This is a genomic window from Pseudomonas sp. 13159349 (assembly GCF_013305685.1).
Lineage (GTDB): Bacteria > Pseudomonadota > Gammaproteobacteria > Pseudomonadales > Pseudomonadaceae > Aquipseudomonas > Aquipseudomonas asiatica.
The window spans coordinates 5612440-5634131 of the sequence record NZ_CP045553.1; the positions used below are offsets into that span (position 1 = coordinate 5612440).

Genomic DNA, 21692 nt, shown 5'->3' on the forward strand with positions numbered 1-21692 from the left:
GTTGGCTGCCAAGAAAAAACCTGCACCCAAACGCGGCGCCAGCCGCCAGACGGCGCCGGCCAAGCAGCCGATTCCCGGTTGGGTATGGCTGGCGGTCGGCCTGACCGTAGGCGCGTTCATCGTGTTCCTGATGAAGCTCGAGCCTGGTGGCGAAGACATCAAGCGCACCAAGCCGGAGCAGCAGAAAGCGGACAAAGTGGCCGAAGCCGGCAAGTCGGCGCAGCCCACTCCGCAGCAGCCTGTGAAGCCGAAGTACGACTTCTACACGCTGCTGCCGGAGTCCGAGGTGATCGTGCCGCCGGAGGCCGTACCAGAGAAGACACCACCCGTCCCGGCCCAGCCGGTGACCCCGGTGACGCCAGCCGAAGCGGCAAAGATCGACACGGCGCGAGCCCAGGCAGCATTGATGGGCCAGACACCGCCACCGGCACCGCCAGTCATCAAGCCGGCGGCGACCACCCAGTTCTTCCTGCAGGCCGGCTCGTTCCGCAAGCAGGCCGATGCTGACAAGGTGCGCGCGCAGATCATCCTGCTGGGGCAGTCGGTAAAGGTAGAGTCGGGCACGGTCAAGGACGAAACCTGGTACCGCGTGCTAGTGGGCCCGTTCAGCAACCGCGAGCAGCTGACCGGGGCGCAGAAGCAGTTGGCCGGGGCAGGTTTCAGCAACCTGCTGCTGCAACAGCGGCAGACCCGTCAGTAACCTGCGTTCGGGGGGCGCTTTGCGCCCCTATCGCGACACAAGGCCGCTCCTACAATGTGCGGGTAAACCTGAAAGTCGGGTTTACGCGCCCCCTGTAGGAGCGGCCTTGTGTCGCGATAGGGCTGCAAAGCAGCCCCCATGTGAACTCAACCCCGCCCCGCATTCCGCTCGGAAACCTGGCTGTTCAGCGTCCAGAAGTCATACAGAACCCCCACCAGGAACAGCCCGCCGGTAAAGAAGTAGATGATTGCGGTGATCCACTTGCCCTGATACAGCCGGTGCAGACCAAACACCCCTAGGAAGGTCAGCAGGATCCAGGCGATGTTGTAGTCAATGCGCCCGGACTGGAACCGGAGGTCAGCTTCACGGTCCATGGACGGGATCAGGAACAGGTCAATCAACCAGCCGATGCCCAGCAGGCCCAGGGTGAAGAACCAGATGGTGCCGGTTACGGGCTTGCCGTAATAGAAACGATGCGACCCGGTAAAGCCGAAAATCCATAGCAGGTAGCCAATGGTCTTGCTGTGGGTGTCGTGAAACGGCGCCCCCTGTTGATAACTGTTCATTCATAGCCCCCGTGGGTTATCCGAAAATTTTCTAAGAAAAAATGTGACTTTCTTGTCGCAGGCCGACGTACGGCACCTGGACAATCGACCAACGGATCAAAGATTGATCAAAAAGCTGTTATAAAGTTGCGCGCCCAACACATAACTATTCATAAGAGCTTCATCTATGCCGCCTTTACTCAAGACATGGCTGACCCTCTGCCTATTATTGCCCCTGGCCGCCCACGCCACCAATCGTGAGCAACGTCTTCCCAATGGTTTTACCGGCTACACCACCAATGCCTCGGTAAGACACGCACCAGTCAAGCAGACCGCGCTGCGCACCCGCCCAAGCAATGCCGCCATCAGCCGCAGCGTGCCCGGTGCGCCAGTCGCCGCCATGTCGCCGAAGCAGAGCAGCGATGTGCTCAGCCGCGCGGTAAATGTGCTCGGCACCCCTTATGTCTGGGGCGGCAGCAGCCCGAAGAAAGGCTTCGACTGCAGCGGGCTGGTCAAATACGCCTTCAACGACGTCGCCGACGTCGACCTGCCGCGCACCTCCAATGCCATGGCCCAGGGCCACGGCATCAAGGTGGCCAAGGGTGACCTGAAGCCAGGCGACCTGATCTTCTTCAACATCAAGAGCCGTCGGGTGAACCACGTTGCCATCTACCTGGGCAACGACCGCTTCATCCATGCTCCACGCCGTGGCAAGCGGGTGAGCATCGACACCCTGAGCAAGCCTTACTGGCAGAAGCATTACGTGGTGGCCAAGCGAGTGCTGCCGAAAGAACAGCAGCAACTGAGCCTGGCCAAGCGCTGATCTGATCGGCGCTCTCCTGTATCGGCCTCTTCGCGGGCACGCCCGCTCCCACAGGTACACCACAGCATTCGAAGGCTGTGTTATCCATGTGGGAGCGGGTTTACCCGCGAAAGGGCCAGCACAGGCACTATAGATCGCTGATCAGCCCCCTCTCCTTCAACCCTCGCATCGCCCCTTCCATCGTCCGCATCCCGTCCGCACCACCCGCCTGCATCACCGAACACAACTGCGCCATTCGCCCTTCCCGAACCAGGTTACGCACCGCTGACGTCACCACCAGCACTTCCCGCGCAGCAACCCGCCCTCCGCCCGCGCGCCTGACCAGCACCTGCGCTACCACCAGGCGCAACGACTCGGCCAGCATCGCCCGCACCAACGGCTTCTCTTCGGCAGCGAACACCTCCACCAACCGGTCAACACTGCTCACCGCCGAACGGGTATGCACGGTCGCCAGTACCAGGTGCCCGGTCTCAGCCGCACGCAAGGCCAGGCGAATGGTTTCCAGGTCGCGCAGCTCACCGATCATGATCACATCCGGGTCCTGGCGCAGGGCACTGCGCAGCCCCTGGGCGAACCCACCGCAATGGCGGCCGACCTCACGCTGGTTGACCAGGCTGCGCTGGCTGCTGTGGATAACTTCGACAGGGTCCTCAAGGGTGATGATATGCAGAGCACGATCTCGGTTCAGTTGGTCGAGCAGTGCCGCCAAGGTGCTGGACTTGCCACTGCCGGTCGGCCCACCGACGAGGATCAAGCCATCTCGGCACTGCGCAACAGCTTGAAACACATCGACCAGGTCGAGTTCATCGAGCGTGGCTATATGCCCCGGGATCAGGCGAAAGGTGGCCGCAGGGCCGTGCAACTGGCGAAACAGATTCAGCCGAAAGCGCCCTAGCGCCGGCAATTCCAGCGCCAGGTCCAGCTCATCACCCTGGGCCCACTGTCGGCGCTGGTCTTCATCCAGCAAGGGTGCCATGCCCTTGGTCAAGGTCGCCGGGCCCAAGGTCGGCAGGGCCATGCGCTGCAGCTCGCCATCCAGGCGCAACATCGGTAACTGGCCCGCCGCCAGGTGCAGGTCGGAAGCCCCCGCATCCACGGCCCGGGCCAACAGGTCGGTCACATCCATGAGACTCCCCAAAGGCCTTCAAGTAGGTAGAATGCCGCAAACCCTCCAGCCGCCGGCATCAGTCCATGTCCACCCTAGCAGACAACCTTTCCGCTATTTCCGCCCGTATCGCCAGCGCTGCCCAGGCTGCCGGGCGTGATCCGGCCAGCGTCCAGTTGCTGGCCGTGAGCAAGACCAAGCCAGCCAGCGCCATCCGCGAAATCCACGCCGCCGGCGTATGCGATCTCGGGGAAAACTACCTACAGGAAGCGCTGACAAAGCAGCAGGCACTCGGCGACCTGCCCTTGATCTGGCACTTCATCGGCCCCATCCAGTCGAACAAGACCAAAGCCATCGCCGAGCATTTCGACTGGGTACATTCCGTGGACCGCCTGAAAATCGCCCAACGCCTCTCGGAGCAGCGCCCGGCCGGTCTGCCACCACTGAACATCTGCCTGCAGGTGAACGTCAGCGGCGAAGACAGCAAATCCGGCTGCACCCCTGCCGACCTGCCGGCCCTGGCCAAAGCGGTAGCCGCACTGCCCAACCTTCGCCTGCGCGGGCTGATGGCCATTCCCGAACCCACTGATGACCGCGCCGCCCAGGAAGCCGCCTTCGCCACCCTGCGCCAGTTGCAGGAAGGCCTCGGCCTTGGTCTGGACACCCTGTCCATGGGCATGAGCCACGATCTGGAAGCGGCCATTGCACAGGGTGCGACCTGGGTGCGTATCGGTACCGCCCTGTTCGGTGCCCGCGATTACGGGCAGCCCTGATTCCATGCTTTACTCACTCTTTCCTACAAGGACCTGACATGAGCAAGACTCGTATTGCCTTTATCGGCGCCGGCAACATGGCCGCCAGCCTGATCGGTGGTCTGCGTGCCCAGGGCCTGGACGCCTCGCAGATCCGCGCCAGCGACCCGGGCGCCGAGACCCGCAGCCGCATCCAGGCCGAGCACGGCATCGAAACCTTCGAGAACAACGCCCAGGCCATCGATGGCGCCGACGTCATCGTGCTGGCGGTCAAGCCGCAGGTCATGAAAGCCGTATGCCAGTCCCTGCAACCGAACCTGCAGGAAGGCCAGCTGATCGTTTCCATTGCCGCCGGCATCACCTGCGCCAGCCTGCAAAGCTGGGTCGGCGCTCGCCCGGTGGTGCGCTGCATGCCCAACACCCCGGCACTGCTGCGCCAGGGCGTCAGCGGCCTGTACGCCACCGCGGAAGTATCCAGCGAACAACGCCAGCAGGCCGAGCAACTGCTGTCGGCCGTGGGCACCGCCCTGTGGCTCGAGCAGGAGCAGCAACTGGACGCCGTGACGGCAGTCTCCGGCAGCGGCCCGGCGTACTTCTTCCTGCTGATCGAAGCCATGACCGCGGCAGGCGAAAAGCTTGGCCTGCCACGTGAAACTGCCTCCCAGCTGACCCTGCAGACTGCCTTGGGCGCCGCACGCATGGCGGTTGCCAGCGATGTCGATGCTGCCGAACTGCGCCGCCGAGTCACCTCGCCTGCAGGCACTACCGAAGCGGCGATCAAGTCGTTCCAGGCCAGCGGCTTCGAAGCCATCGTCGAACAGGCGCTGCAGGCTGCGGCTACACGTTCCGCCGAGCTGGCCGAACAACTGGGCAAATAAGGAGCTTCAGATGAATGCACTGTCCGGCGCCGCGATCTTCGTGGTGCAAACCCTGGTCAGCCTGTACCTGGTGATCGTCCTGCTGCGCTTTGTCCTGCAGCTGGTCAAGGCCAACTTCTACAACCCGCTGTGCCAGTTCGCCGTGCGCGCCACACAGCCGCTGCTCAAGCCGATTCGCCGAGTCATCCCCAGCGTTGGTGGGCTGGATACCTCGTCGCTGCTGTTGTCGGTGGTCATCCAGGCGCTGCTGATGGCTTTCGTGCTGATGGTCACCTACGGGACCTTCGGTGACATCCTGCACCTGCTGATGTGGGCCATCATCGGTATCACCTCGCTGTTCCTGAAGATTTTCTGGGTCGCGATGATCGTCATGGTGATCGTGTCCTGGGTTGCTCCCAACAGCCACAACCCGGCGGCTGAGCTGGCCTACCAGATCAGTGAACCGGTGCTGGCACCGTTCCGCCGCATCGTGCCCAACCTGGGCGGCATGGACATCTCGCCGATCTTCGCCTTCCTCGCGATCCAGGTAATCCAGTCGTTCGTCATGCCGCCGCTGGCCGCCTACGCCGGCATGCCACAAGAGCTATGGCGGATGATCTGAGCCCCAGCTGACTCTGGTTGCTTCCAGCGACAAGCCTCTGCTTGCCGCTGGGGGTAGCGCTCTTTAGACTTACGCCTCCGTCAAGCGTGAGCAGGGTCGATGTCCACTGTCTTTCCCGAAGATTCCGTCGGTCTGGTAGTACCGCAAACCGCCCGATTCGATGAACCGCTGGCCCTGGCCTGCGGTCGCTCCCTGGCCAGTTACGAACTGGTCTACGAGACCTATGGCACCCTGAACGCCAGCGCGAGCAACGCCGTGCTGATCTGCCATGCCCTCTCCGGCCACCACCATGCCGCTGGCTACCATGCCGCCACCGACCGCAAGCCGGGCTGGTGGGACAGCTGTATCGGCCCTGGCAAGCCGATCGACACCAACCGCTTCTTCGTGGTCAGCCTGAACAACCTGGGCGGCTGCAACGGCAGCACCGGCCCCAGCAGCATCAACCCGGCCACCGGCAAGCCCTACGGCGCTGACTTCCCGGTGCTGACCGTGGAAGACTGGGTGCACAGCCAGGTGCGCCTGGCCGAGCGCCTGGGCATCCAGCAGTGGGCCGCCGTGGTCGGTGGCAGCCTGGGTGGCATGCAGGCGCTGCAGTGGACCATCAGCTACCCCGAGCGTGTGCGCCATTGCGTCGACATCGCCTCGGCTCCCAAGCTGTCGGCACAGAACATCGCTTTCAATGAAGTGGCACGCCAGGCCATCCTCACCGACCCCGAATTCCACGGCGGTTCATTCCAGGACCAGGGCGTGATCCCCAAGCGTGGCCTGATGCTGGCGCGCATGGTCGGCCACATCACCTACCTGTCGGATGACTCGATGGGTGAAAAATTCGGCCGCGAGCTGAAGAGCGACAAGCTCAACTACGACTTCCACAGCGTCGAATTCCAGGTCGAGAGCTACCTGCGCTACCAGGGCGAGGAATTTTCCGGGCGCTTCGACGCCAACACCTACCTGCTGATGACCAAGGCGCTGGACTACTTCGACCCCGCCGCCGCCCAGGGCGGCGACCTGGCAGCCACCCTGGCCCACGTCAAGGCGGATTACTGCATCATGTCGTTCACCACCGACTGGCGCTTCTCCCCGGCCCGTTCGCGCGAGATCGTCGACGCCCTGATGGCCGCGCGCAAGAATGTCTGCTACCTGGAGATCGACTCGCCTTACGGGCACGATGCCTTCCTGATCCCCACGCCTCGCTACATGCAGGGTTTCTCGAACTACATGAACCGCATTGCCATCTGAGGACAGCATGAGAGCCGATCTGGAAATCATCCACGACTGGATCCCCGCCGGCAGCCGGGTACTCGACCTGGGTTGCGGCAGCGGCGAACTGCTGGCCTCGCTGCGCGACCGCAAGCAGGTCACCGGCTATGGCCTGGAGATCGACGCCGACAACATCGCGGCCTGTGTGGCCAAGGGCGTCAACGTCATCGAGCAGGACCTGGACAAGGGCCTGGGCAACTTCGCCAGCAACAGTTTCGACGTGGTGATCATGACCCAGGCCCTGCAGGCCGTGGAGTACCCCGACCGCATCCTCGACGAGATGCTGCGCGTGGGCCGCCAGTGCATCATCACCTTCCCCAACTTCGGCCACTGGCGTTGCCGCTGGTACCTGACGACCAAAGGCCGCATGCCGGTTTCGGACTTCATGCCGTACACCTGGTACAACACGCCGAACATCCACTTCTGCACCTTTGCCGACTTCGAAGAGCTGTGCCACGAGCGCCGCGCCAAGGTGCTAGACCGCCTGGCGGTCGACCACTTGCACCGCAACGGGTGGGGTGGCCGGCTTTGGCCTAATCTTCTAGGTGAGATCGGCATCTACCGTGTCAGCAGCCCGGGCCTGCAAGAACATCAGCTCGCGGTCTGACGCCCACCGGAGGAATCACCCCATGCGTCGCCTAGCCCTGTTCCTGATCAGCCTGTGCCTGGCCCTGCCGGTACTGGCTGCCGATGCTGCCCGTCCCGAGCGCAAGGAAGTGTTTGGCGACGTGACGGTGCACTACAGCGCGTTCACCTCGAGCATGCTGACACCGGAGGTGGCCGCAGCCACCGGCCTGGTACGCAGCAAGAACCAGGGCGTACTCAACATCGCCGTGCTCAAGGCCAACAAACCCGCCATGGCGGTGGTCAGCGGCACGGTCAAGGACCTGACCGGGCGCAGCAGCCCGCTGTCGTTCAAGCAGATCACCGAACAGGGCGCGGTGTACTACATCGCCCAGTTCAAGATCGACCAGCCAGAAACCGTCACCTTCGACCTGAATATCGAAACCGGCGGTATCAGCAACTCCCTCAGTTTCAACCAGGAAGTGTTCCCAGGCGAATGATGAATTTCCAGCAACTCGTATTGGCCAGCCACAACGCCGGCAAACTCAAGGAACTCCAGGCCATGCTCGGCGCGTCCGTGCAACTGCGCTCGATCGGCGAGTTCAGTCAGGTCGAGCCGGAAGAAACCGGCCTGTCGTTCGTCGAGAATGCCATCCTCAAGGCGCGCAACGCCGCACGCATTTCCGGCCTGCCGGCCCTGGCCGACGATTCTGGCCTGGCGGTGGACTTCCTCGGCGGCGCGCCGGGCATCTACTCGGCGCGCTATGCCGACGGCAAGGGTGATGCGGCGAACAATACCAAGCTGCTCGAAGCACTGAAAGACGTGCCTGAAGCCGAGCGCGGTGCTCAGTTCGTCTGCGTCCTGGCACTGGTGCGCCATGCTGACGACCCGCTGCCGATCCTGTGCGAAGGCCTGTGGCACGGGCGCATCATGTTCGAGGCCAGTGGCGAGCACGGCTTTGGCTACGACCCGCTGTTCTGGGTACCGGAGCGCAGCTGCTCCAGCGCCGACCTGGCCCCTGTGGACAAGAACCAGCTCAGCCACCGCGCCCGCGCCATGGCCCTGCTGCGCCAACGTCTGGGCCTGGCATGATCGAAACGCTGTCCAACCCCGGCGCGGCGGGTTTCACCAGCCTGCCGCCGCTGGCGCTGTACATCCACATCCCGTGGTGCGTACGCAAATGCCCTTACTGCGACTTCAACTCCCACGCTGCCGGGCCTGAACTGCCGGAAGATGCCTACGTCGCCGCCCTGCTGACCGACCTCGACCAGGAGCTGGCTGCCGTGCAAGGCCGGCCGATCAGCTCGATCTTCTTCGGCGGCGGTACCCCCAGCCTGTTCAGTGCCGACGCCCTTGGCCGGCTGCTGCGTGGCGTGGAACAACGTATCCCGTTTGCGCCGGACATCGAAATCACCCTGGAGGCCAACCCGGGCACGTTCGAGCAGGACAAGTTCAAGGCCTACCGGCAAACCGGTATCAATCGTCTGTCCATCGGTGTGCAGAGCTTCCAGCCAGCCAAACTGCAGGCGCTGGGGCGTATCCACAATGGCGATGAAGCGGTCCGCGCCGCCGGCATGGCGCGCGCCGCCGGCTTCGACAACTTCAACATGGACCTGATGCACGGCCTGCCCGACCAGTCGCTCGACGACGCGCTGGGCGACCTGCGCCAGGCCATCGACCTGGGGCCGACGCACCTGTCGTGGTACCAGCTGACCGTGGAGCCGAACACGGTGTTCTGGAACCAGCCGCCCGAGCTGCCCGAGGACGACATCCTCTGGGATATCCAGGAGGCCGGCCAGGCACTGATGGCCGAACACGGCTTCCGCCAGTACGAAGTCTCGGCCTATGCCCAAGCGGGGCGCGCTGCCCGGCACAACCTCAACTACTGGCGCTTTGGCGACTTCATCGGCATCGGCGCTGGTGCCCACGGCAAGCTGACCTTCGCCGACGGGCGCATCCTACGCACCTGGAAAACTCGCCTGCCCAAGGACTACCTGAACCTGGCCAAGCCGTTCAAGGCCGGCGAAAAGCTGCTGCCAGTCGACGAGCTGCCGTTCGAGTTCCTGATGAATGCCCTGCGCCTGACCGATGGGGTGGAAGCCGAACTGTTCACCCAACGCACCGGTTTGCCGCTGGCACAACTGCGCGAGGCACGCCGCGCGGCCGAACAAAAGGGCCTTTTGCAGGTCGAACCGGATCAACTGGTGGCCACGCCGAGGGGCCAGTTGTTCCTCAATGACCTGCTGCAGTATTTCTTGACCTAAGGATGACCCATGGATCTGGTACTTGATCTGCTCGCGACGGTTTCTCGCTGGAGCCGCAGCAACCTGTCGGAGATTTCACTGGCCTTGGTAGGCTGCCTGTTGGTGCTGTTCGGCACCGATATCAAGGGCTGGGTGGAACAACGCCTGGGCGGCCTGGCGGGCGCCCTGCGCGTACCGTTCATGGCCTTGCTGGTGATGATCGGCAGCGGTGCGGCGCTGATCTATGCCACGCCTTGGGTGGTGAAAGGGCTGAGCCAGTTCAACAACTACGCGCTGGCGCCGGTGTTGCTGGTGGTACTGGTGCTGATCGGGGTGGTGGCGGATCGACGGGGCTGAACCACGGCCTTGCACTGAACCTTGCAGGAGCGGCTTGTGTCGCGAAAGGGCCGCAAAGCGGCCCCAGCAATTGCTGCCTCACCGCTGACATCCTGGGGCCGCTACGCGGCCCATCGCGACACAAGGTCGCTCCTACAATGACCGCGTAATCTGGCGAGTACAGAGATGGGTTGTAAAAGCTGCCCCGGAGAATCAGGGCAGCCCTACCACCTGACTAGCCCTTACCGGGCATCATCGAAGTGATCGCGCATGAAGTCCCGAACGGTCTTGAGCACAGTCAAAATCCGGATGAACGTCCAAACGCGGCTCAGCGCATCAAGCAAACGCTTCATATGCCTTGGCCTCCGTGTTGGCGGGCCAATCTTCCAGCATCTAACCGGCACTTCGATGCCTTCGAAAACTGTGTGAGAGTCTTCTGTGAAGTGGCCAGGTCAATGGCCCTTCGAAGAGGTGCACCGGCACGGTTCTCAGGCCGTGTCGAAGGGACCGGAAAGCAGAATTCTTCTCCTACCCGGCCCATCACTGATTTCATCCACACAGGAGCAGCGCGATGATACTTGGAATGCTCACCCAAGACTGTTAACCGCTCCGACACACGTGATGCCGGATATTTCTGAGCATTGACGTTCCCCCGCTACGCTGCCTATGATCAGCCAACTGTGTGAGGGTTTTCTGTGAAACCTCAGAGCGAAGGATACTCAGTCCTGTTGCTCACATAAAAAACCGCCCTTTCAAAGGCGGTTTTTTTTCGCCTGCATTTCTGCAGGCATCGGCAAATCGAAAGGCCGTATCAGCCGGTCAATCCACCTTCTCGAACTTCAAATCCCAAACCCCATGCCCCAGCCGCTCGCCGCGGCGCTCGAACTTGGTGATCGGGCGTTCTTCCGGCCGTGGCACGTAAGTACCGTCGGCCGCACGGTTGCGATAGCCCGGGGCAGCGCTCATCACTTCCAGCATGTACTCGGCATACGGTTCCCAGTCGGTGGCCATGTGGAACACGCCACCGGGCTTGAGCTTGCGCCGTACCAGTTCAGCGAACTCCAGCTGGACGATGCGGCGCTTGTGGTGGCGCGCCTTGTGCCATGGGTCGGGGAAGAACAGCATCAGGCGGTCGAGGCTGTTGTCCGCCACGCAGCGGTTCAGCACTTCGATGGCATCGCAGTCATATACCCGCAGGTTTTTCAGGCCCTGGGTCAGCACGCCGTTGAGCAGCGCACCAACACCCGGGCGGTGTACTTCCACACCAATGAAGTCCTGTTCAGGCGCGGCAGCAGCCATTTCCAGCAGGGAATGGCCCATGCCGAAGCCGATCTCCAGGGTGCGCGGCGCCGAGCGGCCGAACACCTGGTCGTAGTCCACCGGGCTGTCGGCCAGCGGCAGGATGTACAGCGGGCCGCCCTGCTCCAGGCCACGTTGCTGGCCTTCGGTCATGCGCCCGGCGCGCATCACGAAACTCTTGATGCGGCGGTGCGGGCGGGCTTCGCCGTCGGGGGTGATCGGCGTATCGTGCGATTCAGTCATCAGGGGCTCTTACTTGATCAGACCATCCAGCGGCGAAGAGGCGCTGGCATAGAGTTTCTTCGGCATACGGCCGGCCAGGTAGGCCATGCGACCGGCGACGATGGCGTGCTTCATGGCCTCGGCCATCAGCACCGGCTGCTGGGCGTGGGCGATGGCCGAGTTCATCAGCACAGCTTCGCAGCCCATTTCCATGGCGATGGTGGCGTCGGACGCAGTACCCACACCAGCATCCACCAGCACCGGCACCTTGGACTCTTCCAGGATGATCTGCAGGTTGTAGGGGTTGCAGATACCCAGGCCGGTACCGATCAGGCCAGCCAGCGGCATGACCGCAATGCAGCCGACTTCGGCCAACTGGCGGGCGATGATCGGATCATCGCTGGTGTAGACCATCACATCGAAACCGTCTTTGACCAACACTTCGGCGGCCTTGAGGGTTTCGATCACATTGGGGAACAGGGTTTTCTGGTCGGCCAGTACTTCCAGCTTGACCAGGTTGTGGCCATCCAGCAGTTCGCGGGCCAGGCGGCAGGTGCGCACGGCTTCGACCGCGTCGTAGCAGCCAGCGGTGTTCGGCAGGATGGTATAGCGGTCCGGAGGCAGCACATCGAGCAGGTTCGGCTCGCCCGGGTTCTGGCCAATGTTGGTGCGGCGCACGGCTACGGTGACGATTTCGGCACCCGAGGCTTCGATGGCCAGGCGGGTTTCTTCCATGTCACGGTACTTGCCGGTACCGACCAGCAGGCGCGACTGGAAAGTACGCCCGGCCAGGGTGAAGGGCTTGTCGCTACGAACGTTGCTCATGGTTGTTCCTCGGGAAAAGGTTGCTGGGCTTGCAGGTGAATCGCCGGCCAGAATCAGCCGCCACCGATGGCGTGGACCACCTCGACCTGATCGCCGTCGTTCAACAGCGTGCTGTCGTGCTGGCTACGCGGCACGATATCCAGGTTCAGTTCCACCGCGACGCGGCGCCCGGTCAGCTCCAGGCGGGCCAGCAGGGCCGCGACACTTTCGCCAGCGGGCAATTCGTAAGGTTCACCGTTCAGTTGAATGCGCATGCGCACGGCCACCATTGTTCTTTGGGGGCCCGCATTCTAGCGCTGAACCGCCCTGCAACCCAAGGGCGCTGCACACCATTAGTCGTGATTGTGGACCACCCGGTCAACCGAGCCGCCAGGCTGCCAGGCCCAGGCACAGCCAGCCGGCGAGGAAGCACAGGCCACCAATCGGGGTGATGATGCCGAGCTTGCCCAGGCCGCTGAGGGTCAGCAGGTACAGGCTACCGGAGAACAGCACTATCCCCACGGCAAACAGGCCGCCAGCCCAGCCGACCAGGCGCCCTGGCAGGTGCACCGAGAGCACGGCGACAGCGAAGATCGCCAAGGCATGCACCAACTGGTATGTCACACCAGTCTGGAAGATCGCCAGATAGTCGGCCGTCAGCCGGCTTTTCAGGCCATGGGCGGCGAAAGCGCCCAGGGCGACACCGGTGAAGCCGAAAAAGGCGGCAAGCATCAGGAAGCTGCGAAGCATGGGACGACTCCTTGGATCGGGTCTGTATAATGGCCCCTTCCACCCGTACGGCCAAGCCATCGCCATGCTGCCAACCCTTCTCCGCCGCCTCTCTCGCGCCCTGCTCTGGTTCGCTGCCGGCAGCATTGTGCTGGTACTGGTGTTCCGCTGGGTCCCACCACCCGGTACGGCGCTGATGGTGGAGCGCAAGGTGCAGTCCTGGGTGAATGGCGAGCCGATCGACCTGCAGCGCGACTGGGAGCCGTGGGAGAACATCTCCGACGACCTCAAGGTCGCGGTCATTGCCGGCGAGGACCAGAAGTTCGCCAACCACTGGGGCTTCGACATCCCGGCCATCCAGGCAGCGCTGGCCTACAACGAGCGCGGCGGCAGCATTCGCGGTGCCAGCACCCTGACCCAGCAGGTGGCCAAGAACCTGTTCCTGTGGTCCGGGCGCAGCTGGTTCCGCAAAGGCCTGGAGGCCTGGTTCACCGCGTTGATCGAGCTGTTCTGGTCGAAGGAGCGGATTCTCGAGGTCTACCTGAACAGTGCCGAATGGGGCAAAGGTGTGTTTGGCGCCCAGGCGGCAGCGCGCTACCACTTTGGCGTCGATGCCAGCCGGCTTAGCCGCCAGCAGGCGGCGCAGCTGGCGGCGGTGCTGCCGAGCCCGATCAAGTGGAGCGCCAGCCGGCCGAGCGCCTATGTGGCCAGCCGTGCCGGCTGGATTCGCCGGCAGATGAGCCAGTTGGGTGGGCCCAGCTACCTGATGCAGCTCGACACTTCGCGCAAACTTTGAGCCTTTTGGGGCTGCTGCGCAGCCCATCGCGACACAAGGCCGCTCCTACAGGGGATCGCTGTCTCTTGTAGGAGCGGCCTTGTGTCGCGAAAGGGCCGCAAAGCGGCCCCAAAATCCCCCGGCCAAAAAAAAGCCGCTCACCCTATGCGGGCCAGCGGCTTTTCCTTGCAGCCAGGGCTCGATCAGACCGCGATCAGCGCCTTGACCTTGTTCATCGCATTCTTCTCCAGCTGGCGAATCCGCTCAGCCGAAACGCTGTACTTGTCCGCCAGCTCATGCAACGTGGCCTTCTCTTCCGCCAACCAGCGCTGGTAGAGAATGTCGCGGCTACGCTCGTCCAGCCCTTGCAGTGCTTCGTGCAGGTTGCTGGTGGAGTTGTCGCTCCAGTCGGCATCCTCCAGCTGCACTGCCGGGTCGTAACGGTGGTCTTCCAGGTAATGCGCAGGCGACTGGAAGGCACTGTCGTCGTCAGCTTCCGCTGCCGGGTCGAACGCCATGTCCTGGCCGCTGAGGCGGCTTTCCATCTCGCGCACTTCACGCGGCTCCACGCCCAGGCTTTCCGCCACGCGGTGCACTTCGTCATTGTTCAGCCAGGCCAGACGCTTCTTCTGGCTGCGCAGGTTGAAGAACAGCTTGCGCTGGGCCTTGGTGGTGGCCACCTTGACGATGCGCCAGTTGCGCAGGATGAACTCGTGGATCTCTGCCTTGATCCAGTGCACGGCGAACGACACCAGGCGCACGCCCATTTCCGGGTTGAAGCGCTTGACGGCTTTCATCAGGCCGACGTTGCCTTCCTGGATCAGGTCGGCCTGGGCCAGCCCGTAGCCGGCATAGCTACGGGCGATATGTACGACGAAACGCAGGTGGGCCATCACCATTTGACGAGCGGCCTCGACATCCTGCTCATAATAGAGACGCTCGCCCAGATCACGCTCCTGCTCGACAGTCAGCAGCGGGATGCTGTTGACCGTGTGCACGTAGGCTTCCAGGTTTGCACCAGGTACCAGGGCATAGGCAGGTTGCAACGATGTGGTCATTCAAGAACCTCCGACTTACAGAACTTGCGCCTTGTGGGCGCTGCCAACATTGACCTGGAACGACGGTACAAGTTCCATGGTGAATAATTTGTCAATGCTGGCACGTAAAAACTATCGCGGCGCCAGCTCGTTCAGATGACGAGCCACTGCGATCCATGCACCGATATACCCCAACAGCACCGCTCCGATCAAGAGCGACAGACCATCGGACGCCGGCACCCCACCCAGGGCGAAGTCGCTGCCGTACAGCCCGGAAAGCCCTACCACCGCCTCGTTCAGCCAGTTCAGGCCAAACGCCAGAATACCCCAAGCAATCACCCCTGCACCCAGGCCATACAGTGCGCCCATGTAAAGGAAAGGCCGGCGTACGTAGGCGTCTGTACCACCGACCAGCTTGATCACTTCGATCTCGGTACGGCGGTTTTCAATATGTAGACGAATTGTGTTACCGATTACTAACAGCAGGGCAGAAATCAGCATCACGGCCAGGCCGAAGACGAAGCGGTCACCCAGCTTGAGGATGGCCGCCAGGCGCTCGACCCATACCAGGTCGAGTTGCGCCACCTCCACCCGCGGCAGCTCCGACAGGCGCTGACGCAAGGCTTCCAGGGCCGGCTTGTCGACTTCGGTCGGGGTCACCACCACTACGCCGGGCAGCGGGTTGTCAGGCAGTTCACGCAGGGCTTCGCCCAGGCCAGACTGTTGCTGGAACTCCTCCAGCGCCTGCTCGCGGCTGACATACTGAGCGTCGGCCACGCCGGGCATGCCCTTGATCTCGTCGCGCAGCGCCTCGCCTTCGCGGCTACCGGCATCGAGCTTGAGGTATAGCGAGATCTGTGCGGCGCGCTGCCACGAGCCGCCAAGCTTCTCGACGTTCTTCAGCAGCAATGACAGGCCCATGGGCATGCTCAGCGCCACCGCCATCACCAGGCAGGTGAAGAAGCTGCCGATCGGCTGCTTGCCCAGCCGGCGCAGGCTGTCGGCCATGCTGGCACGGTGGCTTTCCAGCCAGGCATGCAGCAGCGTGCGGAAATCCGGGCCGTCATCGTCGTCGTGCTTTTTCTTCGCCGGTTGCGGGTCGGCCGGCTTCGGCGCAACCCGCTCGGAAACCTTCGGCGTACGTGTAGTGCTCATTGCCCGGCCTCCCCATCGCCGATCAAGCGGCCGCGCTGCAAGGTCAGCATGCGGTGGCGCATGCGCGCAATCAGTGCCAGGTCGTGGCTGGCGATCAATACCGTGGTACCCAGGCGGTTGATGTCCTCGAACACCCCCATGATCTCCGCGGCCAGGCGCGGGTCGAGGTTACCGGTGGGTTCGTCGGCCAGCAGCAGGGCCGGCTGGTGAACGATGGCGCGGGCGATGCCCACCCGTTGCTGCTGCCCGGTGGACAGGTCGGCCGGGAACAGCTCGCCCTTGTCGGCCAGCGACACTCGCTCCAGCGCCGAGTCCACGCGCTTGGCGACCTCGGCCTTGGACAGGCCGAGAATCTGCAGCGGCAAGGCGATGTTGTTGAACACCGTGCGGTCGAACAACAGCTGGTGGTTCTGGAACACCACGCCGATCTGCCGACGCAGGAACGGGATCTGCGAGTTGCTGATCTGGCCCAGGTCCTGCCCGGCCAGCATCAGCTTGCCGCTGGTCGGGCGCTCCATGGCCAGCAGCAGGCGCAGCAAGGTGCTCTTGCCCGCGCCCGAGTGGCCGGTGACGAACAGGAATTCGCCCCGGCGCGCCCGGAAACTCAGCTCATGCAAACCCACATGACCATTGGGATAGCGCTTGGCAACCTGTTCGAATCGGATCATGTTCAGTCTCGCTCGGCGAACAGAGCCTTGACGAACGGCTCGGCTTCGAAGGTACGCAGGTCGTCGATGCCTTCACCGACACCGATGAAGCGGATCGGCAGCTTGAACTGCTTGGCCAGGGCGAAGATCACCCCGCCCTTGGCAGTGCCGTCCAGCTTGGTCAGGGCCAGGCCGGTCAGTTCGACGCTCTGGTTGAAGTACTTGGCCTGGCTGATGGCGTTCTGGCCGGTGCCCGCATCGAGTACCAGCAGCACCTCGTGCGGCGCCTCGGCGTCGAGCTTTCCGATGACCCGGCGGACCTTCTTCAGCTCTTCCATCAGGTTGTCTTTGGTGTGCAGGCGGCCAGCGGTGTCGGCGATCAGCACGTCGACGCCACGGGCCTTGGCGGCCTGTACGGCATCGAAGATCACCGAAGCGGAGTCGGCGCCGGTGTGCTGGGCGATCACCGGGATCTGGTTACGCTCGCCCCACACCTGCAGTTGCTCGACCGCAGCAGCACGGAAGGTGTCGCCAGCAGCCAGCATCACTTTCTTGCCTTCGAGCTGCAGCTTCTTGGCCAGTTTGCCGATGGTGGTGGTCTTGCCGGCGCCGTTCACACCGACCACCAGGATCACATAGGGCTTGTTCTGCGCCTGCACCACCAGCGGCTGCTCGACCGGGCGCAGCAGCGCAGCCAGTTCTTCCTGCAGCGACTTGTATAGAGCATCGGCGTCGGCCAGCTGCTTGCGGGCAACCTTCTGGGTCAGGTTCTGGACGATGGTGGAAGTGGCTTCCACGCCAACGTCGGCGGTCAGCAGTCGGGTTTCGATTTCGTCAAGCAGGTCGTCATCGATGACTTTCTTGCCCAGGAACAGGCTGGCCATGCCCTCGCCGATGCTGGCGCTGGTCTTCGACAGGCCCTGCTTGAGGCGGGCGAAGAAGCCGGGCTTGGCCTGTTCGGCCTGCACGGCGACCGGGGCTGCAGCCACAGGGGCAACAGGCTCTGGTGCAGGGCGTTCCGGGATGGCGGGCGGCGCTTTCGGCTCCAGATCCGGCACCAGGGCCACGGGCTCTTCAGCAACCGGCAGCACCAGGTTGCTGACCGGCGCGGCCGGTTCGACGACCGGGGCCGCCTCGATCGGGGCCGCCTGCAAGGGCATCGACGCGACCGGCTGCGGTGCAGGTGCCACCAGCGGCTGGGAAGCGACCGGCTCGGGTTCAGGGGCCTGCAACGGCTGGGAAGCAACCGGTTCGGGGACAGGGGCCTCGACCACTGGGGATTGGACGGGTGCGGCGACCTGCTGCGGTTCTGTCAGCTGTGGGGCCGCAGGGGCCTGAACGGGTTCAGGGGCCTGTGGCGCTTCGGCGGTAGCCCCTTCGACCGGAGCGGCTGCAGGCTGCTCGACGGCTGGGGGTTCATTCGCGGGCACGCCCGTTGCCACAGGTTGCTGCGGCTTCTTGCGAAACCAGCTGAACAGGCCTTTCTTCTCACCAGCCTCGGCTGGCGCTTTTTTGTCGTCGTTGGAACCAAACATGGAAGACGGCTATCTCAGGGTAGCGATGGGCCAGCTATGGCGCATCGGGAATTCTCTCTACGCAGAACAGACTATCTTGAAGCCGGCTGGTTCATGCGCAACGTTTTGTCTTAGTGTCCTGCGGGCCAGAACGGCGACAGGCATGGTCGCCAGGCAACCGGATCAGTATCCTAGCACCTCCTGGCCCGCCGACGCTAAACCAGCGGGCCGCCGAACAGGTTAAACACCGTATGAATGCTCTAGCCCGCCGCGCCGCTGGCCTGTTGCTCGGCACGCTCTGCCTGCCGCTCGCGGCCTTCGCCGCCGATGTGCAACCCACCCATGAATTCATCCTCGACAACGGCCTGAAAGTAGTCGTGCGCGAGGACCATCGCGCCCCGGTGGTGGTCTCGCAGATCTGGTACAAGGTTGGCTCCAGCTACGAAACCCCTGGCCAGACCGGCCTGTCACACGCGCTGGAACACATGATGTTCAAGGGCAGCGCCAAGGTCGGCCCCGGCGAGGCCTCGCGCATCCTGCGTGACATTGGCGCCGAAGAAAACGCCTTCACCAGCGACGACTACACCGCCTATTACCAGGTGCTGGCCCGCGACCGCCTGCCGGTGGCCCTGGAGCTGGAGGCCGACCGCCTGGCCAGCCTGCGCCTGCCCGCTGACGAATTCAGCCGCGAAATCGAGGTGATCAAGGAAGAACGCCGCCTGCGCACCGACGACCAGCCCAACTCCAAGGCGTTCGAGCTGTTCCGCGCCATGGCCTACCCGGCCAGCGGCTACCATACCCCGACCATCGGCTGGATGGCCGACCTGGAGCGCATGAAGGTCGAGGAACTGCGCCACTGGTACGAATCCTGGTACGCCCCCAACAACGCCACCCTGGTGGTGGTCGGCGATGTCACCGTCGATGAGGTCAAGGGCCTGGCGCAGAAGTACTTCGGCAGCATCCCCAAACGCGCCGTGCCACCGGCCAAGTTGCCGCTCGAGCTGGTCCAACCAGGCCAGCGCCAGCTGACGCTGCACGTGCGCACCCAGTTGCCGAGCCTGATCTACGGTTTCAACGTACCTGGCCTGCCCACCGCCAAGGATCCGCGTACGGTGCATGCCCTGCGCCTGATCTCGGCATTGCTCGACGGCGGCTACAGCGCCCGCATGCCGGCACGCCTGGAACGCGGCCAGGAACTGGTGGCCGGCGCTTCGTCCAGCTACAACGCCTTCACCCGCGGCGACAGCCTGTTCCTGATCTCGGCCACGCCGAACGTGCAGAAGCAAAAAACCCTCGCCGATGTCGAGAAAGGCATCTGGCAGCTGCTTGATGAGCTCAAGACCACCCCGCCCAGCGCCGAAGAGCTGGAGCGCGTACGCGCCCAGGTCATTGCCGGCCTGGTCTACGACCGCGACTCCATCAGCAGCCAGGCCACTACCATCGGCCAGCTGGAAACCGTCGGCCTGTCGTGGAAGCTGATCGACAGCGAGCTGGATGAGCTCAAGCGCGTTACTCCGCAGGATATCCAGAACGCCGCGCGTACCTACTTCACCCGCGAACGCCTGAGCGTTGCCCATGTACTGCCCGAGGAGTCCGCTCATGAGTAATCGCCGCGTACCACGCCCAACCCTGCTGACCACGGGCATCCGCGCCCTGGCGCTGGCGGCGGTGCTGGCCGCCCCGGCCATGGCTGACAATGCCGCCAAAGCCGACAGCAACGCGGCACGCCCGGCCAATACCTTGCAGTCACTGGCCGAACTGGATGGCAAGGCGCCCAGCCGGCGCCAGTTGAACATACAGCACTGGAACACTGCAGAAGGCGCCCGCGTGCTGTTCGTCGAGGCCCGCGAACTGCCGATGTTCGACCTGCGCATCACCTTCGCCGCCGGCAGCAGCCAGGATGGCGGCACGCCAGGCCTGGCCGCCCTGACCAACGCCATGCTCAACGAAGGCGTGGCCGGCAAGGATGTGACTGCCATCGCCGAAGGCTTCGAGGGCCTGGGCGCCGACTTTGGCAACGGCTCCTACCGCGATATGGCCGTGGCTTCGCTGCGCAGCCTCAGCGCCAAGGACAAGCGTGAACCGGCGCTCAAGCTGTTCACCGAAGTGACTGGCAAGCCGACCTTCCCTGAAGACGCCCTCAAGCGCATCAAGAACCAGATGCTCGCCGGCTTCGAATACGAGAAGCAAAACCCCGGCAAGGTCGCCAGCAAGGCATTGTTCGCCAATCTCTACGGCGACCACCCCTACGCTCACCCAAGCGACGGCACCGCCGAGAGCATCAATGCCATCAGCCTGGCACAGCTGCGCGCTTTCCATGCCAAGGCCTACACCGGCGGCAACGCAGTCATTGCCCTGGTCGGCGACCTCAGCCGTAGCGAGGCCGAAAGCATCGCCACCCAGGTATCCGCCGGCCTGCCCAAGGGCCCGGCACTGGCAGCACCGGCCCAACCTGCTGAAACCTACCCAAGCCTCAACCACATCGATTTTCCGTCCACGCAGACACACCTTATGCTCGCCGCCCTGGGTATCGACCGCCAGGATCCGGACTGGCCAGCGCTATCGCTGGGCAACCAGATTCTCGGTGGGGGTTCCTTCGGTACCCGATTGATGAGCGAGGTGCGCGAGAAGCGCGGCCTGACCTACGGCGTGTACTCGGTATTCAGCCCGATGCAGGTGCGTGGCCCGTTCATGATCAACCTGCAAACCCGTGCCGAGCTCAGCGAAGGTACGCTCAAGCTGGTACAGAGCATTCTCGCTGATTACCTCAAGACCGGCCCCACCCAGCAGGAACTGGACGACGCCAAGCGCGAGTTGGCTGGGAGTTTCCCACTGTCCAATGCAAGCAATGCGAGTATCGTCGGCCAACTGGGCGCCATCGGTTTCTACAATCTGCCGCTGACCTGGCTGGAGGACTTCATGCAGCAGTCCCAGGCACTCACCGTCGAGCAGGTCAAAGCAGCCATGAACAAACACCTGTCAGCGGATAAACTGGTGATGGTTACCGTGGGCCCGAAAGTGCCACAGAAACCGCTGCCTGCCCCCACTGACAAGCCCTCCGAGCAGCCGCTCGGGGTACCGGAGCACTAATGCCAAGATCCACCCCTCCCGCCCGCCCGCAACCCGGCCAAAGCAAGGGCCAGGGCCACCTGCGCATCATCGCCGGCGAATGGCGCAGCCGCCGCCTGTCGGTGCCGGATGGAGAAGGCCTGCGGCCAACGCCCGACCGCGTGCGCGAAACCCTGTTCAACTGGCTGGCACCCTATATCGAGGGAGCCCGCGTGCTGGACGCCTTCACCGGCAGCGGCGCCCTGGTGCTCGAAGCCCTGTCCCGCGGGGCCGAGGACGCGGTCGCGCTGGACAGCAACCCGGCGGCCATCGCCAACCTGAAGAACAACCTCGAGATACTGCGCTGCCCGCGCGGGCAGATCCTGCAGACCGACGCCCTACGTTATCTGCAAGGCCCAGCCAAGCAGCAGTTCGATGTGGTGTTCCTTGACCCACCGTTCCACCAGGACCTGCTGGCCGACACCTGCAACCTGCTGGAACAGAACCAGTGGTTGCGCGAACAGGCGTGGGTCTACACCGAAAGCGAGGCCGCACCGTCGACCTTGCAGTTGCCGGGCAACTGGCGCCTGCACCGCGAGAAAAAGACCGGCCAGGTGCACTACGCACTTTGGCAACGGGGTTGATCCGGTAACC

General features: G+C 63.6%; 25 protein-coding genes. 15 read left to right on the forward strand and 10 right to left on the reverse strand.

Going from position 1 to position 21692, the window contains the following annotated elements:
- Position 1 precedes the first annotated feature (1 nt).
- Positions 2 to 700 carry an SPOR domain-containing protein gene (locus GEV38_RS25710; protein ID WP_003257831.1) on the forward strand — a complete coding sequence of 233 codons (699 nt, stop codon included), beginning with the start codon at positions 2 to 4 and terminating at the stop codon, positions 698 to 700.
- Between the two features lie 146 nt (positions 701 to 846).
- On the opposite strand, the gene GEV38_RS25715 is transcribed toward GEV38_RS25710, so the two are convergent.
- Entirely contained in the window at positions 847 to 1266 is a 420-nt protein-coding gene (locus tag GEV38_RS25715; protein WP_013974614.1) for a TM2 domain-containing protein, read from the reverse strand.
- A gap of 166 nt (positions 1267 to 1432) precedes the next feature.
- Between GEV38_RS25715 and GEV38_RS25720 the strand changes: the two genes are divergently transcribed.
- Positions 1433 to 2068, forward strand: a complete 636-nt coding sequence (locus tag GEV38_RS25720; RefSeq protein WP_043935972.1) for a C40 family peptidase — start codon at positions 1433 to 1435, stop codon at positions 2066 to 2068.
- Between the two features lie 127 nt (positions 2069 to 2195).
- Here GEV38_RS25720 and GEV38_RS25725 read toward each other — a convergent pair whose 3' ends face one another.
- Positions 2196 to 3194: a type IV pilus twitching motility protein PilT gene (locus GEV38_RS25725; RefSeq protein WP_015272146.1), complete on the reverse strand. Its 999-nt coding sequence runs from the start codon at positions 3192 to 3194 to the stop codon at positions 2196 to 2198.
- Positions 3195 to 3259: 65 nt separating this feature from the next.
- Here GEV38_RS25725 and GEV38_RS25730 point away from each other — a divergent pair, with 65 nt between their 5' ends.
- The 9 genes from GEV38_RS25730 (at position 3260) to GEV38_RS25770 (ending at position 9829) form a co-directional block, all read left to right on the forward strand.
- Positions 3260 to 3946, forward strand: coding sequence for a YggS family pyridoxal phosphate-dependent enzyme (locus GEV38_RS25730; RefSeq protein WP_015272147.1), 687 nt, complete (start codon positions 3260 to 3262; stop codon positions 3944 to 3946).
- 38 nt (positions 3947 to 3984) lie between these two features.
- Positions 3985 to 4803, forward strand: coding sequence for a pyrroline-5-carboxylate reductase (gene proC, locus GEV38_RS25735; protein ID WP_015272148.1), 819 nt, complete (start codon positions 3985 to 3987; stop codon positions 4801 to 4803).
- Positions 4804 to 4813: 10 nt separating this feature from the next.
- Positions 4814 to 5404, forward strand: coding sequence for a YggT family protein (locus tag GEV38_RS25740; protein WP_013974619.1), 591 nt, complete (start codon positions 4814 to 4816; stop codon positions 5402 to 5404).
- 99 nt (positions 5405 to 5503) lie between these two features.
- Positions 5504 to 6643: a homoserine O-acetyltransferase gene (locus tag GEV38_RS25745; RefSeq protein ID WP_013974620.1), complete on the forward strand. Its 1140-nt coding sequence runs from the start codon at positions 5504 to 5506 to the stop codon at positions 6641 to 6643.
- A 7-nt stretch (positions 6644 to 6650) separates the two neighbouring features.
- Positions 6651 to 7271 carry a methionine biosynthesis protein MetW gene (gene metW / locus GEV38_RS25750; protein WP_054572205.1) on the forward strand — a complete coding sequence of 207 codons (621 nt, stop codon included), beginning with the start codon at positions 6651 to 6653 and terminating at the stop codon, positions 7269 to 7271.
- Between the two features lie 22 nt (positions 7272 to 7293).
- Positions 7294 to 7728 (forward strand): DUF4426 domain-containing protein, encoded by a 435-nt coding sequence (locus tag GEV38_RS25755; protein ID WP_013974622.1) that lies wholly within the window; start codon positions 7294 to 7296, stop codon positions 7726 to 7728.
- Positions 7725 to 8321: an RdgB/HAM1 family non-canonical purine NTP pyrophosphatase gene (gene rdgB, locus GEV38_RS25760; RefSeq protein ID WP_015272150.1), complete on the forward strand. Its 597-nt coding sequence runs from the start codon at positions 7725 to 7727 to the stop codon at positions 8319 to 8321. Before GEV38_RS25755 ends, rdgB begins: the two co-directional genes overlap by 4 nt.
- The gene (gene hemW / locus GEV38_RS25765; protein WP_015272151.1) at positions 8318 to 9493 is read left to right on the forward strand and encodes a radical SAM family heme chaperone HemW; all 1176 of its coding nucleotides are present in this window, start codon (positions 8318 to 8320) and stop codon (positions 9491 to 9493) included. The genes rdgB and hemW overlap by 4 nt, the downstream gene beginning before the upstream one ends.
- A gap of 9 nt (positions 9494 to 9502) precedes the next feature.
- Entirely contained in the window at positions 9503 to 9829 is a 327-nt protein-coding gene (locus GEV38_RS25770; protein ID WP_003257821.1) for a DUF3392 domain-containing protein, read from the forward strand.
- Positions 9830 to 10627: 798 nt separating this feature from the next.
- Here GEV38_RS25770 and trmB read toward each other — a convergent pair.
- The 4 genes from trmB to GEV38_RS25790 form a co-directional block, all read right to left on the reverse strand.
- Entirely contained in the window at positions 10628 to 11350 is a 723-nt protein-coding gene (gene trmB, locus GEV38_RS25775) for a tRNA (guanosine(46)-N7)-methyltransferase TrmB (protein ID WP_013974624.1), read from the reverse strand.
- A 9-nt stretch (positions 11351 to 11359) separates the two neighbouring features.
- A complete protein-coding gene (locus tag GEV38_RS25780) occupies positions 11360 to 12154 on the reverse strand; it encodes a thiazole synthase (RefSeq protein ID WP_015272152.1) in 795 nt (264 codons plus the stop codon).
- A gap of 53 nt (positions 12155 to 12207) precedes the next feature.
- Positions 12208 to 12408, reverse strand: a complete 201-nt coding sequence (gene thiS / locus GEV38_RS25785) for a sulfur carrier protein ThiS (RefSeq protein ID WP_003257817.1) — start codon at positions 12406 to 12408, stop codon at positions 12208 to 12210.
- A gap of 103 nt (positions 12409 to 12511) precedes the next feature.
- Positions 12512 to 12883: a DUF423 domain-containing protein gene (locus GEV38_RS25790; RefSeq protein ID WP_015272153.1), complete on the reverse strand. Its 372-nt coding sequence runs from the start codon at positions 12881 to 12883 to the stop codon at positions 12512 to 12514.
- A gap of 64 nt (positions 12884 to 12947) precedes the next feature.
- Here GEV38_RS25790 and mtgA point away from each other — a divergent pair, with 64 nt between their 5' ends.
- Complete coding sequence (gene mtgA, locus GEV38_RS25795) at positions 12948 to 13658, forward strand: monofunctional biosynthetic peptidoglycan transglycosylase (protein ID WP_015272154.1); 711 nt, start codon at positions 12948 to 12950, stop codon at positions 13656 to 13658.
- Between the two features lie 182 nt (positions 13659 to 13840).
- Here the strand turns inward: mtgA and rpoH are convergent, their stop codons facing one another.
- The 4 genes from rpoH to ftsY all read right to left on the reverse strand — a co-directional run bounded on the left by rpoH (position 13841) and on the right by ftsY (position 18011).
- Positions 13841 to 14695 carry an RNA polymerase sigma factor RpoH gene (rpoH, locus tag GEV38_RS25800; RefSeq protein ID WP_015272155.1) on the reverse strand — a complete coding sequence of 285 codons (855 nt, stop codon included), beginning with the start codon at positions 14693 to 14695 and terminating at the stop codon, positions 13841 to 13843.
- A 111-nt stretch (positions 14696 to 14806) separates the two neighbouring features.
- Positions 14807 to 15829 (reverse strand): permease-like cell division protein FtsX, encoded by a 1023-nt coding sequence (gene ftsX, locus GEV38_RS25805; RefSeq protein WP_013974629.1) that lies wholly within the window; start codon positions 15827 to 15829, stop codon positions 14807 to 14809.
- Positions 15826 to 16497 carry a cell division ATP-binding protein FtsE gene (gene ftsE, locus GEV38_RS25810; RefSeq protein WP_013974630.1) on the reverse strand — a complete coding sequence of 224 codons (672 nt, stop codon included), beginning with the start codon at positions 16495 to 16497 and terminating at the stop codon, positions 15826 to 15828. Before ftsE ends, ftsX begins: the two co-directional genes overlap by 4 nt.
- A gap of 2 nt (positions 16498 to 16499) precedes the next feature.
- Positions 16500 to 18011 carry a signal recognition particle-docking protein FtsY gene (ftsY, locus tag GEV38_RS25815; protein ID WP_015272156.1) on the reverse strand — a complete coding sequence of 504 codons (1512 nt, stop codon included), beginning with the start codon at positions 18009 to 18011 and terminating at the stop codon, positions 16500 to 16502.
- Between the two features lie 230 nt (positions 18012 to 18241).
- On the opposite strand from ftsY, the gene GEV38_RS25820 reads away from it, so the two are divergent.
- The 3 genes from GEV38_RS25820 to rsmD are packed head-to-tail and all read left to right on the forward strand — an operon-like array spanning position 18242 to position 21682.
- Positions 18242 to 19597: a pitrilysin family protein gene (locus tag GEV38_RS25820; protein WP_015272157.1), complete on the forward strand. Its 1356-nt coding sequence runs from the start codon at positions 18242 to 18244 to the stop codon at positions 19595 to 19597.
- Positions 19590 to 21080: a pitrilysin family protein gene (locus GEV38_RS25825; protein WP_015272158.1), complete on the forward strand. Its 1491-nt coding sequence runs from the start codon at positions 19590 to 19592 to the stop codon at positions 21078 to 21080. Before GEV38_RS25820 ends, GEV38_RS25825 begins: the two co-directional genes overlap by 8 nt.
- Complete coding sequence (gene rsmD, locus GEV38_RS25830; RefSeq protein WP_015272159.1) at positions 21080 to 21682, forward strand: 16S rRNA (guanine(966)-N(2))-methyltransferase RsmD; 603 nt, start codon at positions 21080 to 21082, stop codon at positions 21680 to 21682. Before GEV38_RS25825 ends, rsmD begins: the two co-directional genes overlap by 1 nt.
- Positions 21683 to 21692 lie beyond the last annotated feature (10 nt).